This is a genomic window from Dickeya dadantii NCPPB 898 (genome assembly GCF_000406145.1).
In the GTDB taxonomy this organism is placed as follows: Bacteria; Pseudomonadota; Gammaproteobacteria; order Enterobacterales; family Enterobacteriaceae; genus Dickeya; species Dickeya dadantii.
Map to the genome: position 1 here is coordinate 2,173,543 of NZ_CM001976.1, position 13,010 is coordinate 2,186,552.

Below are 13,010 nucleotides of genomic sequence, written 5' to 3' on the forward strand. Positions count from 1 at the left end.
AGTGCCAAGGCCGCCTGCTGCGACCAGCTGGACGTGGTGATCCTGAGCGCGCTGGAAATCGACACCCAGTTTAACGTCAACGTGATCACCGGCTCCGACGGGGTGATGCGCGGCGCGTCCGGCGGCCATTGCGACGTGGCGACGGCGGCCAACCTGACCATCGTGGTGGCGCCGTTGATCCGCAGCCGTATTCCGACGGTGGTGCGTCAGGTGACGACCTGCGTGACGCCGGGCAGCGCCATCGACGTGCTGGTGACCGACCACGGCATCGCCGTCAACCCGGCGCGTCCGGAGGTGGCGGAGCGGCTGGTCAGCGCCGGTCTGCGCGTGATGTCGATTGAAGAATTGTACCAGCGGGCGATCCAGCTGGTGGGCGAACCGAAGGCCATCGAATTCCACGACCGCATCGTCGGGGTGATCCGCTACCGTGACGGCAGCGTGATTGACGTGGTGCGTCAGGTTAAAGAGGACAACGAGTGAGCGATATAGCGATAGACACGCCGGTCGCTGTTTCACTGGAAAGCCTGCTTGCGGCGAAGGAACGCCGCAGTGTCCGCCAGCAGCAACTGCTGGCGCGGCACCAGTCGACGCTGGTGTCGCTGACGCTGGTGACGCCGGGACCGGTTAAAGATTCGCCGCTGTATCGCCGGGCGATGGCGGAAGCGGTAGCGGCGTTCAATGACTTGTGCCTGGCGCGCGGTTGGGGAGCGCTGGAGCAGCAGTTGCACTGGCTGGATACCGGCGCAGAGGCATTCTGGGTTATCACCAAGGATGCGCTAAGCGTTAAGGCGGCGGCCATTGCACTAGAAGAGCAGCACCCATTGGGGCGGCTGTGGGATTTTGACGTGTTTTGCCCGCAGGAAGGGTCGATTAGCCGGACGTTACTGGCGCATGATCGTCGTCGGTGTATACTCTGTGATGAATCGGCGCATGCCTGCGCGCGTTCGCGCCGCCATGCGTTACCGGACGTGATTGAAAAAATCGAGGGTATCCTCCATGCCTGGTTTAACGCACACTGAGTCGAGTGTTTCCTCTCCGTTACTGACAACACTATTTCCTGATGCCACCGGTGCGCTGGTGGCAATCCCCACGATTCATCAGCAGGTGGCTGCCGCCCTGACCGTCGAGGTGATGCTGACGCCAAAACCCGGTCTGGTGGATCGGGATAACAACGGCGCTCATCGCGATATGGATGTGCCGCTGTTTCAAGCCAGCATCGCTGCGCTGACTCCCTGGTTTTCACGCTTTACCGAAGCGGGTATGGCGCATAGCGCGTTGCCGATAACCCAGCTTTTGCCGCAGGTACGACCGATTGGCATCGCCGCCGAACAGGCAATGTTGGCCGCGACGGGGGGTGTGAATACCCATAAAGGCGGCATTTTTGCGTTTGGGTTGCTGTGCAGCGCCGCCGGTTGGCTGGCGGGACGTCGGCTACAGTTGACGCGGGGCAGCCTGTGTCAGTGTGCCGCACAGATGAGCGCCGATTTGGTGCGTAATGAGCTGGAGAACAGCCAGCACACCGCGACCGCGGGAGAGCATCTGTTCCGGCGTCACGGTTTGACCGGTGCACGGGGAGAAGCCGCCAGCGGCTTTGCTACCGTGCGTCAGTATGCGCTGCCCGCCTATCTGCACGCCCGTGCGCAGGGGCAGGACGACGATTCCGCCTTATTGCAGACGCTGGTGGTATTAATGGCCCACAACCCGGATACCAACGTGGTTTCCCGTGGCGGAATCGAAGGGTTGGCGTTCGTGCAGTCGCGGGCGCGGGCGCTATTGTCCGTCGGCGTCACCCGGCAGGGGCTGCAGGACATGAATCAGGCGCTGGTCGAGCGCAACATCAGCCCCGGCGGCAGCGCCGATCTGCTGGCGCTAACCTGGCTGCTTTCTCACTATCCTCACGTCTGAACCTCGTCTATTATTGGCGAACAGTCCTCCTATTCTTTTTATGCGTTTTCGCCTCGCGCTGGCGGGGCTTTTGTATCCCGGATGTTTCGGGCGTACAGCGCATAAGCGAATGAACGGATAAAACCCTAAAGTTGATGGCATGAATGTCGATACTAGTGCCATGCTGTATCCTGGGGTTTTGGGACACTGAATGACGGATTAACCATTCAATTGACGGTGGGGATGGATGTAGTGGATAACAATATGAAAGAGCAGTACGCCAGGCGTAATAAAATGGCTATTTGCGCCACATTGCGCGGACTGCAAAAGCAAGACGCCACAGTAATGGTGTATCACACGCACGGTCAGTTCATCAGCAAGATCCTTGAGGTTAATTCCGACGAGGAGGAGTTTCTTTTTGACCTCGGCGGGCTAGAGCGTGAAAACAGCCGGGCGCTGTTTGCGGGTGAGCTTGAGTTTGCGGCAGAAACGGCTGGCGCCAAGGTTGAATTTCGTACCACGATCATCAGAACGGTCGATCATGACGGCCTTCCCGCTTTCTGCGCGGCGGTTCCCGACGTGCTGTACTATATCCAGCGCCGTAACTTTTTCCGTATCAACTCGCCTGCCTGGCCGCCAATGAACTGTCGGGGAGAACTGCCGGACAATACCCATTTCGAATTTAGCCTAAAAGATCTGTCGCTGGGTGGGTTGTCGATGTACACCGACGACAGCGCCATAGCGGAGCTGTTTGAGCCGGGGATGATCCTGAAAAACATTGATGTGGATCTCGCCAGCTACGGGCAGTTCTGCCTGGATCTGCAGTTTGTCAATCATGCCACCACCAAAGTTGTTGACAGTAAAGGCGATGTGAAGCAGATCGAACGCCTGAGCTTCAAGTTTTCGGCGCTAAGTGCCACGCAGGAGCGGGGGTTGCAACAGGTGATCACCGAGCTGGAATTGGATCAAAACGAAAAGCGCAAACGGCTGCGCTGAGTGGCTTGATCCGCTCCGGCGACAGGGGGACCGTGCAAGTCGTACACGATTGACTTCACAGGTCTTGTCTCTGATTGCCGGCTGGGGCAAAATATGCGCCCTGAAAAAACCGACGCATCAATATCGCGTCGGTTATTTTTTGTATTTCATTATTTTTTGTATTTCATTAAAAGAGGCCGGTGCTGTTGATGGCACCGGACGGATATCGGTAAAACGCATGCTACGGGCTGCGCAGAGTTAATAGAGAGACATAATGGGGCAATCAGTTGTTTTGGAGCCGGTGCCCGCCGGCTGGTGCTGCAAACGCAGCGACAAGGGCGCCATGCTGGCGTGCCTGACAGCGGGCGGCGTATCCGCTGCTCACCTCGGCGATGACGACACCGTTCGTCCGTTCGCTTCCGGATGTTCCGGATACCTGAAACATCGCCGCACGGCGTCTTCGTCATTCATCACGGATTCATGGCTGATGATTGGCGCCGATAAGATCGCTGCCGTTAAGGGAGGTCTGCGTCATGACAACTGATTCCACTATTTCCACCTCCACATCGCGGGTACAACTGCGTAAAACCCTGACTCTGGTTCCTGTAGTGATGATGGGCTTGGCCTACATGCAGCCGATGACGCTGTTTGATACCTTCGGTATCGTTTCCGGTCTGACCGATGGTCACGTCGCCACCGCATACGCGTTTGCGCTGATTGCCATTCTGTTTACCGCGCTCAGCTACGGTAAACTGGTGCGCCGCTTCCCGTCAGCCGGCTCGGCCTATACTTATGCCCAGAAAGCCATCAGCCCGACTGTCGGCTTCATGGTGGGGTGGTCGTCGTTGCTGGACTACTTGTTCATGCCGATGATCAACATCCTGCTGGCGAAAATCTACTTTGAAACCCTGATTCCCAGCATCCCGTCGTGGATCTTTGTCGTGCTGCTGGTGGGGTTCATGACGCTATCCAACCTGCGCGGCATCAAAACCGTCGCTAACTTCAATAGTCTGATCGTTGTACTGCAGGTCGCGGTGATGGTCGCCATCACCGGTATGGTGATTTATGGCGTCGCGCATGGCGAAGGCGCCGGTACGCTGACCAGTAGCCGCCCGTTCTGGTCCGATAACGCCCATGTGGTGCCGATGATCACTGGCGCGACGATCCTGTGTTTTTCGTTCCTCGGCTTTGACGGCATCAGTTCTTTGTCTGAAGAGACGAAAGATGCAGGCCGCGTTATTCCGAAAGCCATTTTCCTCACGGCGCTGCTCGGCGGCGTAATTTTCGTGGTGGTGTCCTACTTCCTGCAGCTCTACTTCCCGGATATTTCACGCTTTCAACATCCGGATGCCTCTCAGCCTGAAATCATGCTGTACGTGGCGGGTAAAGCCTTCCAGTTCGGCATTCTGATTTTCTCCTGCGTCACCGTACTGGCGTCCGGCATGGCGGCGCATGCCGGCGTATCCCGACTGATGTACGTGATGGGACGTGACGGCGTATTCCCGGAGCGTTTCTTCGGCTATGTGCATCCGCGTTGGCGGACACCGGCGCTGAACGTCCTGCTGGTCGGCGTTATCGCGCTATCCGCCATTTCGTTCGATCTGGTTACCGCGACGGCGTTGATCAACTTCGGAGCGCTGGTGGCGTTCACTTTTGTGAATCTGTCGGTGATTTCTCAGTTCTATATCCGTGAGCGCCGTAACAAGACGCTGAAAGACACCGTGAACTACCTGATTCTGCCTGTCATGGGCGCATTGACCGTCGGTGCGCTGTGGCTGAATCTGGAAAGTACCTCAATGACGCTGGGGCTGGTGTGGGCGGCGATTGGTTTACTCTACCTGATGTTCGTGACGCGCAGCTTCAGGCAGCCGGTGCCGCAGTACAACGAAGATCTGGCGTAATTTGTCGGACGATATAATACGACAAACGCTATCGACAGGCTCTCATGCTCTCATGAGAGCCTGTTTTTTTGCATATCCGAACGGTTATCTATCCGGGGTACCTATCCGATAGCAACGCGTCGGCACGCCTGTGAGAATATCAAGTCAGCAGTTGCTGAGCATAGGCAAACAGCGCTTTCAGCAACGCCGTTTTCTTTTCGTCGCCATCGTGCTGTTGGTAGAACTGATTCAAGGCATCAAAGTAATCTTGCACCCGGTCGGTGGTAAACACGGCCCGACGATGCGCCAGCCAGCGCTGTTGTTCCTGCTCATCAAGTGTGCCGGGAAAATTGCGCGCCCGGTAGCGGAACAGCAATTCTTCCACCCGGCGATCGGCAAACTGAAGATTGAGGGCTGGAAGATGCTGGGAGTCGGTTTTACGGATGATGTCCATCGCGGCGCGATCGGCGTCGCTGAAAAAGCCGTCGTACAACTGCAAGTCCACATCCGTTGACGCTTCAAACGGCGGGGCATCGGCAAACAGCGCCACCACTTTCTCTCGTACGCTGCCATGCTGACGCAGCAATTGCAGATTGTTCAGGCAGCGCTGACGGTCAATACCCAGCCGCTCTGCGTCTTCCGGTCGCAGCGTGCTGGCCGGCGCCAGAACCGGACACTTGTTAATATGAACCAGTTTGATCGGCACCGGCGATTCATCTTCCGCCAGCAGAGCACGGCGGGTATAAAGCCGGGTGCGCAGTTCATCCGCATCCAGCTCCAGCAACGGCTGAATATCGCCCGCCAGATCGCAGACGATGACCGCGTTGCGGTTATCCGGGTGCCAGGCCAGCGGCACGATCCAGCTAGTATTACCGCGCGCGGCGCCAAACATGCCGGAAACATGCACCAGCGGCTTCATCTGCGGAATATCGATTAACGCGCTGACTTTATTCTTGTTACGCAACGCATAGAGATAGTCGAACAGTTTTGGCTGCGACTGTTTGAGCAGGCGCGCCATGGCGATGGTGGCATACACATCCGACATGGCATCGTGTGCCTGAGTATGTTCGACGCCATTGGCGCGTGTCAGATGTTCCAGCCTGAAACTGGGAAAACCGTCGTCGTTTTCCGGCCAGACAATGCCGTCCGGGCGCAAGGCATAGCACGCTCGCAGCATGTCCAGTAAATCCCAGCGAGAGTTGCCATTTTGCCAGCTGTAGGCGTAAGGATCGTAGAAGTTGCGATAGAACAGGTTCCGGCTGACTTCGTCATCGAACCGAATGTTGTTGTACCCCATGATGCAGGTGCCCGGCGCGCTGAACGCTTCATGGATATGCCGGGCGAACTCCGCTTCGCGCGTCCCTCGGCTTTGCGCCACCTGCGGCGTGATACCGGTAATCATCACCGCTTCCGGGTCGGGCAGGTAATCGTCGGTTGGCTGGCAGTAGATCACCACCGGCTCGCCAATCACATTAAAATTTAAATCGGTGCGGACGCCGGCGAACTGCGCCGGACGATCTTTGGCCGGATGCTTGCCAAAGGTTTCATAGTCATGAATGAAAAAAGTGGGTTCGGTGTGTTGATTTTGCACGGTTTCTCTCTGTTCAGCCTGGCGACGGCAAGCGCTGGGAAATCAGTCATACCGCCGCGAAGCGTGTTTGTCACCGCCGTTTTTGCCTGGCGTAAGCGCCATGCGGAACGGCCCGCCAGTTTAAAGGCAACTTGTCGTTCTTTCAGTAAAAATGGTGACGGACAACACAAAGTCGTCATGGTAAACCATCCTGTCGCCTGACAGAAGCCGACGTGTGCGATGCCTGTGGTGTTGAATCGAGTCAGGTGCAATCAGAACGCGGGAGTGATAGGGTGCACATAAAGACAACAATTGCATCGGCGATATGAGAAAACCACCTTGTCGACGATAGCGGCTAACCTGTATGGTGAGTCTATGTTCCGCAATGGTGCGCGTGGCTGGCGTAGTCCACACGTTGCTACCAGGACGGAGGACGATGCGCATTATTGCGGGATACACCTGGAGTAACGCGGTCTCCGCATAACGAATTTTGATCGTTAAGTAAGGGTAGAAAAATGGAGAAGGGTAACACTAAGCCATGTTTCCAGGATGTGCTGGAATTCGTGCGTATGTTCCGTCGTAAGAACAAGCTGCAGCGTGAAATTGCGGATAATGAAAAGAAAATCCGCGATAACCAGAAACGTGTGCTGCTGCTGGATAACCTGAGCGAGTACATCAAGCCGGGTATGTCGATCGAAGATATCCAGAACATTATCGCCAACATGCGTAGCGACTATGAAGACCGTGTGGATGAATACATCATCAAAAACGCGGAACTGTCGAAAGAGCGTCGCGAGCTGTCCCGTAAAATCAAGGAAATGGGTGAAATTAAACCGCCGGTGGAGGCGAAATAATTTCACTGATGTTCAGGGCCGGTTTCCGGCCCTGATGCTTTTGGGGTGGGCTGATTATTCCAGCTGTCTACGACTGGCTCATCACGATTTCCGGCGCCAGCGCGTTTTTCCGCATCATGCAGTCGCGCCATGCGCTGCCGCTCTCGCCTTTATCCAGCGCGTCTGCGTTGATGGCGGGAATTTCCCGCACTTGTGTATCGATAATCTTGCCGCCGCCGTCGGTGTTGATAGTCTGGTTTTTGATGTAATACCGTGTCATTACCCGATATTTCCCGTCAAGATTCTTTACCTGGGCCAGTAAATCGGCAGTGCATTCGTTGGCGGCGCGCGCCACATGCCGGAAGGCAGTATCGGTCGGTTCGTTCCGTGGCGCTGTCGAACAGGCTGACAACGCCAATACGCTGATGATGAGAATCCTGTTTTTATTTGTCATATGTCGATGCTCCCTTTCGTTTTTCGCCAATAGTCCGTGGCATACATAGTCCGTGGCATACCTTTGTTTGCGCAACGATTAATCATAACCGTCAGGCATGACCTGCGACACACCATTCAATGAACCGCTTCTGATTGTCAAGGCAAGAGCCGGCGGGCATTTCCCGCGTTCATACCGTCTCCCATTGTTGTTGCAATCGAATGCAACCGTTGCGGTTGTTTGCGTAGCCGGTTCCGGGGTTGTGATTCCTTGCTGTTGCCGGGGGGCATCGGTTGGCACACTGCGTCCCAGACAGGATGACAGCCGAAAATTCGGCGATAAATGGTAAGGGACAGACCATCAGAATTTCATTGAACCAACTGGCGGCGACGTTGATAGCGGGCCCGTTGTTGTTGCTGATATTGCCGGATTTGCCGGATAGGCGTTCGCTGGCGTGGGGGCTACCTGCGCTGTGGTTGCTGAAGACGCGTTTTTATCCGGTCGGCCTGGTGGCGCTGGGGGTGCTCTGGAGCCTCTACAGCGGCCGGGTGATACTGAATCAGGTGGAACAGTTTACCCAGCGACCGGTGACGGCAAGGGTCAGCGTCAGTAGCGTCCGGTTCGCGCAGGCGGATGCCGGACAGGTCGTGGTGCGCTTGTGGGAGATCAACGGGCGCTGGGTGTTTCCGCCGCTCTATGCACGGCTGGATGCGCAACCGCAGATGGCGGACTGGTGCGGGGGGCAGCAGTGGGACGTCCGGCTACGGCTGCGTCCGGTGCACAGCCGGTTGAACGAAGGCGGTTTTGACCGTCAGCGTTGGGCGCTGGCTAAGACGCAGCCATTGACCGGGCGGATACTCTCCGCCGCTGTACTGGCGCCAGAGTGCGGTTTGCGCCAGCGTCTGGTTGAAAAGGCGGAACGGCAAACGCAGTCATTGCCGTGGCGCTCGATCATACTGGCGCTGGCGGTCGGTGAAATGACGGTGGTGGAAGATGAAATTCTCGACGTGCTTCGGCAGACCGGAATCATGCACCTGATGGCGATATCCGGGCTGCATATCGTGCTGGCGGCACTATCTGGCTGGGGCGTGGTTCGTGCGGCGCAATATCTGTTGCCGGTTCATTGGATCGAACATCGTGCGCCGTTGTGGTGTGGACTCTGCTGCGCCTGGGGATACGTCTGGCTGGCTGGGGGAAATCCGCCGGCGGTAAGAGCTGCGCTGGCGTTATCATGTTGGACGTTGCTCAGATTGCGTGGCATCTCGGTTTCATCGTGGCAGGTGTGGCTGTGGTGCGTGGCGTTGATTCTGGTCAGTGACCCGCTGAGCGTGCTATCGGACAGCTTCTGGCTCTCCGCGCTGGCGGTCGCCTCCCTGATCTTTTGGTATCAATGGGCGCCGCTACCGCCGCACCTACAGCGGCCTAAACGCTGGGCATGGCTGCGCGGACTGCATTTGCAGGCGGGAATCACCCTGTTGCTGATGCCGTTGCAAGTGTTGCTGTTTCACGGCGTCAGCCTGAGCTCGTTGCCGGCCAATCTGTGGGCGGTGCCGCTGGTATCGTTCATCACAACGCCATTGATTCTGCTGGCGTTGCCGTTGATGACTATCCCGCTGGCGGCGCACGGTCTGTGGTGGCTGGCCGATCGATCGCTGGCGCTGGTTTTCCTGCCGTTGCAGGCCATGCCGCCGGGCTGGTTATCACTGGGCGAAAATACGGTGCCTTACAGTGTGGCGGGATGGCTGGCGGTGATCGTCTGGCGTTTTGCCTGGTGGCGAACGTATCCGTTCAGCGTGCTGGCGCTGGTACTGGTGATGCTGCTGCGCCCCAAATCCCCCGCGCCGTCGTGGCGGGTTGACATGCTGGATGTCGGCCACGGGCTGGCTGTGGTGATTGAACGACAGGGCAAAGCCTGGTTGTATGATACCGGGCCCGGTTGGGACGGCGGCAACATGGCCGATCGTGAAATCCTGCCTTATCTTAAATGGCGGGGATTACAACTGGAAGGCATCACCCTCAGTCACAGCCATCTGGATCACCGCGGCGGGCTGTCGGCATTACAGCGCGCGTTTCCGTCTGTGCCGGTATACAGTCCGTTGCTTGAGTCAGGGCATCGGCGTTGTATACAAGGCGAACGGTGGCGCTGGCAAGGGTTGACGTTTAGCGTTATCTGGCCGCCGTTGCCGGTGCGAGAGGCCGGCAATCATGATTCCTGCGTGGTGCGGGTGGACGATGGCCGCTATCGGGTACTGCTGACGGGCGATCTGGAACATGAAGATGAAGCCATGCTATTGCGTACCCAACGCGAAATGCTGGCGGCGGATATTTTGCAGGTGCCGCATCATGGCAGCACCACCTCATCATCACCGCCATTTTTACGGGCGGTGGGGGCGCAGCAGGCGTTGTCGTCCAACTCCCGATACAATCCGTGGCGTTTGCCGGCTGTCAGCGTGGTGCGTCGTTACCGTCAAAGGGGAGATGGCTGGCATGATACCGCCAGCGACGGACAGCTGAGTGTGCGTTTTTTCGACGAAGGCACTGAAATGTTGCGCTACCGGGGTGAAATATCACCTCGCTGGTATCATCAGTGGTTTGGCGCTAGCCGGGATAATGAGTAATAATAGACGGCTATTTATCAAAGGCTCAGGTTTATTGCATGATTAATGATCAAGATCTCTCCACATGGCAGACGTTTCGTCGCCTATGGCCGATGATCACCCCTTACAAAGCCGGGCTGGCGGTCGCGGCGGTGGCGCTGGTGGTTAACGCTGCCGGCGATACGCTGATGCTGTCCCTGCTCAAGCCGCTGCTGGATGACGGATTCGGTAAGGCCGACCGCAGCGTGCTGGTGTGGATGCCGCTGGCTATCATCGGACTGATGATTATGCGCGGCATCTCCAGTTATATTTCCAGTTATTGTGTGGCCTGGGTATCAGGCAAAGTAGTGATGAACATGCGACGTCGACTGTTCAGCCACATTATGGGTATGCCGGTTTCCTTCTTCGATCAGCAGTCTACCGGTACCTTGCTGTCCCGCATTACTTATGATTCCGAGCAGGTGGCCGCCTCGTCGTCAAACGCGCTGGTAACCGTGGTGCGGGAAGGCGCGTCCATCATCGGTTTGTTTGTGCTGATGTTCTGGTACAGCTGGCAGTTGTCGCTGATTCTGGTGCTGATCGCGCCGATCGTCTCCTACAGTATGCGGGTGGTGTCCAAGCGTTTTCGCAGCATCAGCAAAAGCATGCAGAACACCATGGGGCAGGTGACGACCAGCGCCGAGCAGATGTTGAAAGGGCACAAAGAAGTGCTGATTTTCGGCGGACAGACGGTGGAAGTGGAGCGTTTTGACTCAGTCAGCAATCGCATGCGCCAACAGGGCATGAAGATGGTATCGGCGTCCTCCATTTCCGACCCGGTAGTCCAACTGATTGCTTCGCTGGCGCTGGCGTTCGTGTTGTACGCCGCCAGCTTTCCGTCCGTGATGGAAACCCTGACCGCCGGTACCATCACGGTGGTGTTCTCCTCCATGTTTACCCTGATGCGACCGCTGAAGTCGCTCACCAACGTCAATGCCCAGTTCCAGCGTGGTATGGCGGCTTGCCAAACCCTGTTTACCATTCTGGACATGGAACAGGAAAAAGATACCGGCACACGCGTACTAGAACATGCTAAGGGCGATATCGCGTTCCGTGATGTCAACTTCGCTTATCCGGGCAAAGAAACGCTGGCGCTGAAAAATATCAGCCTGCATATCCCACCAGGGAAAACCGTAGCGCTGGTGGGGCGTTCCGGTTCAGGCAAATCCACTATCGCCAACCTTATCACCCGGTTTTACGATATCCAGTCCGGCGAGATTTTGCTGGATGGGCATGACCTGCGCGATTACACCTTGCCGTCATTGCGTAGCCAGGTTGCGCTGGTGTCTCAGAATGTCCACCTGTTCAACGATACGATCGCCAACAATATCGCTTATGCCTGTGGCGATCGCTACAGCCGCGAGGATATTGAGCGTGCCGCTAAAATGGCGCATGCGATGGACTTCATTGGCCGGCTGGAACATGGCCTGGATACGGTGATTGGCGAGAACGGCGTGCTGCTGTCCGGCGGCCAGCGTCAGCGTATCGCGATTGCCCGCGCCCTGTTGCGCGACTGTCCGATTCTGGTGCTGGATGAAGCCACGTCGGCGCTGGATACCGAGTCGGAGCGCGCTATTCAGGCCGCGCTGGATGAATTGCAGAAAAACCGCACCGCATTGGTGATCGCCCACCGGTTGTCCACCATTGAGAAGGCAGACGAAATTCTGGTGGTGGAAGACGGGCAGATCATCGAACGCGGTCAGCATAGCGAGTTGCTGGCCCGAAACGGGGCGTATGCCCAACTACACAAACTGCAGTTTGGCGCATGATTGAACGCATCTGGTCGGGGCGTTCCCCACTGTACCGGCTGCTGTTGCCGCTGTCGTTACTCTATGGCTTGATTAGCCATCTTATCCGGCTGAGTTACCGTTACGGCTGGCGCAACGTGTGGCGAGCGCCAGTGCCGGTGGTGGTGGTGGGAAACCTGACTGCCGGCGGCAATGGTAAAACGCCGGTGGTGATCTGGCTGGTGGAGCAGTTGCAACAGCAGGGTTATCGCGTCGGCGTGGTTTCGCGTGGTTACGGTGGTAAGACGGATAGTTATCCGCTGCGGGTCACCGATGAAGTCACTACCGCTCAGGCCGGCGATGAACCGGTGCTGATTTACCAGCGCACCGGCGCGCCGGTCGCCGTAGCGCCCAAACGGCGTGACGCGGTGGAAGCGTTGCTGGCGCATCAGCCACTGGACGTTATCGTGACCGATGACGGCCTGCAACATTACGCGCTGGCGCGGGATATGGAACTGGTGGTGGTGGATGGCGTGCGCCGCTTTGGCAATGGCTGGTGGTTACCGGCCGGGCCGATGCGGGAACGAGCCTCGCGCCTGCGTTCGGTTGACGCTGTCATTGTTAATGGCGGCGAGGCGAAAAGCGGTGAAATCGCCATGCAACTCACGGCAGGCGACGCGGTTAATCTGCTGACCGGGGAACGCCGCACGGTATCGGCATTGCCTCCGCTGGTCGCTATGGCGGGGATCGGTCATCCGCCGCGCTTCTTTGCTACGCTGAAAGCACAGAGATGTACGCTGGTGCGTGAAGTGGCGTTTGCCGACCATCAGCACTGGCAAGCGGAAGAATTGCAGGCGCTGACCGCCAATGATCAGCAGCCCTTGATCATGACGGAAAAGGATGCGGTGAAATGCCGCGCCTTTGCTCGCGCCAACTGGTGGTACCTGCCGGTTGACGCCGAATTGTCAGCGCCGGAATCGGCGTTACTGCTACAGCGTCTGACGCGCCTGATTGATGCGCGTAGCGTATCGCGCCAGACGAAAACCGGGTGACCGGCTATTTTTGATAACCG

General features: G+C 57.4%; 12 protein-coding genes. 10 read left to right on the plus strand and 2 right to left on the minus strand.

The window, feature by feature from the left end; all coding sequences use genetic code 11:
* From DDA898_RS10040 to DDA898_RS10065, 6 genes are all read left to right on the plus strand, one after another.
* On the plus strand, positions 1-480 hold a 480-nt coding region (locus DDA898_RS10040), incomplete at its 5' end, for a citrate lyase subunit alpha (protein ID WP_038911123.1).
* Positions 477-1,019: a citrate lyase holo-[acyl-carrier protein] synthase gene (gene citX / locus DDA898_RS10045; RefSeq protein WP_081639244.1), complete on the plus strand. Its 543-nt coding sequence runs from the start codon at positions 477-479 to the stop codon at positions 1,017-1,019. The genes DDA898_RS10040 and citX, both read left to right, overlap by 4 nt.
* The gene (citG, locus tag DDA898_RS10050) at positions 997-1,905 is read left to right on the plus strand and encodes a triphosphoribosyl-dephospho-CoA synthase CitG (protein ID WP_038901092.1); all 909 of its coding nucleotides are present in this window, start codon (positions 997-999) and stop codon (positions 1,903-1,905) included. Before citX ends, citG begins: the two co-directional genes overlap by 23 nt.
* A 222-nt stretch (positions 1,906-2,127) precedes the next feature.
* Positions 2,128-2,880 carry a flagellar brake protein gene (locus tag DDA898_RS10055; protein WP_033111827.1) on the plus strand — a complete coding sequence of 251 codons (753 nt, stop codon included), beginning with the start codon at positions 2,128-2,130 and terminating at the stop codon, positions 2,878-2,880.
* 253 nt (positions 2,881-3,133) lie between these two features.
* On the plus strand, positions 3,134-3,403 hold the full coding sequence (locus DDA898_RS10060; RefSeq protein ID WP_013317743.1) for a hypothetical protein: 270 nt from the start codon (positions 3,134-3,136) through the stop codon (positions 3,401-3,403).
* A complete protein-coding gene (locus DDA898_RS10065; protein WP_013317744.1) occupies positions 3,393-4,760 on the plus strand; it encodes an APC family permease in 1,368 nt (455 codons plus the stop codon). Before DDA898_RS10060 ends, DDA898_RS10065 begins: the two co-directional genes overlap by 11 nt.
* Positions 4,761-4,899: 139 nt before the next feature.
* Here the strand turns inward: DDA898_RS10065 and sbcB are convergent, their stop codons facing one another.
* The gene (sbcB, locus tag DDA898_RS10070; RefSeq protein WP_038911124.1) at positions 4,900-6,330 is read right to left on the minus strand and encodes an exodeoxyribonuclease I; all 1,431 of its coding nucleotides are present in this window, start codon (positions 6,328-6,330) and stop codon (positions 4,900-4,902) included.
* 494 nt (positions 6,331-6,824) lie between these two features.
* Between sbcB and DDA898_RS10075 the strand changes: the two genes are divergently transcribed.
* The gene (locus DDA898_RS10075; RefSeq protein ID WP_013317748.1) at positions 6,825-7,163 is read left to right on the plus strand and encodes a DUF496 family protein; all 339 of its coding nucleotides are present in this window, start codon (positions 6,825-6,827) and stop codon (positions 7,161-7,163) included.
* Between the two features lie 67 nt (positions 7,164-7,230).
* Here DDA898_RS10075 and DDA898_RS10080 read toward each other — a convergent pair whose 3' ends face one another.
* Positions 7,231-7,596, minus strand: coding sequence for a hypothetical protein (locus DDA898_RS10080; RefSeq protein ID WP_038911125.1), 366 nt, complete (start codon positions 7,594-7,596; stop codon positions 7,231-7,233).
* 344 nt (positions 7,597-7,940) lie between these two features.
* Here DDA898_RS10080 and DDA898_RS10085 point away from each other — a divergent pair, with 344 nt between their 5' ends.
* From DDA898_RS10085 to lpxK, 3 genes are read left to right on the plus strand one after another with little or no spacing between them, the layout of a single operon-like run.
* Positions 7,941-10,193 carry a ComEC family protein gene (locus DDA898_RS10085; protein WP_236616734.1) on the plus strand — a complete coding sequence of 751 codons (2,253 nt, stop codon included), beginning with the start codon at positions 7,941-7,943 and terminating at the stop codon, positions 10,191-10,193.
* Between the two features lie 38 nt (positions 10,194-10,231).
* Positions 10,232-11,980, plus strand: a complete 1,749-nt coding sequence (msbA, locus tag DDA898_RS10090; RefSeq protein ID WP_013317750.1) for a lipid A ABC transporter ATP-binding protein/permease MsbA — start codon at positions 10,232-10,234, stop codon at positions 11,978-11,980.
* Positions 11,977-12,990: a tetraacyldisaccharide 4'-kinase gene (lpxK, locus tag DDA898_RS10095; RefSeq protein WP_038911127.1), complete on the plus strand. Its 1,014-nt coding sequence runs from the start codon at positions 11,977-11,979 to the stop codon at positions 12,988-12,990. Before msbA ends, lpxK begins: the two co-directional genes overlap by 4 nt.
* The last annotated feature ends 20 nt before the right edge of the window (positions 12,991-13,010 follow it).

Excerpts from the sequence above, each read along its gene's own strand:
- citG (WP_038901092.1), top strand. The coding sequence starts at position 997 with ATGCCTGGTTTAACGCACACTGAGTCGAGTGTTTCCTCTCCGTTACTG.
- DDA898_RS10055 (WP_033111827.1), top strand. The coding sequence starts at position 2,128 with ATGGATGTAGTGGATAACAATATGAAAGAGCAGTACGCCAGGCGTAAT.
- DDA898_RS10060 (WP_013317743.1), top strand. The coding sequence starts at position 3,134 with ATGGGGCAATCAGTTGTTTTGGAGCCGGTGCCCGCCGGCTGGTGCTGC.
- DDA898_RS10065 (WP_013317744.1), top strand. The coding sequence starts at position 3,393 with ATGACAACTGATTCCACTATTTCCACCTCCACATCGCGGGTACAACTG.
- DDA898_RS10075 (WP_013317748.1), top strand. The coding sequence starts at position 6,825 with ATGGAGAAGGGTAACACTAAGCCATGTTTCCAGGATGTGCTGGAATTC.
- DDA898_RS10080 (WP_038911125.1), bottom strand. The coding sequence starts at position 7,596 with ATGACAAATAAAAACAGGATTCTCATCATCAGCGTATTGGCGTTGTCA.
- msbA (WP_013317750.1), top strand. The coding sequence starts at position 10,232 with ATGATTAATGATCAAGATCTCTCCACATGGCAGACGTTTCGTCGCCTA.
- lpxK (WP_038911127.1), top strand. The coding sequence starts at position 11,977 with ATGATTGAACGCATCTGGTCGGGGCGTTCCCCACTGTACCGGCTGCTG.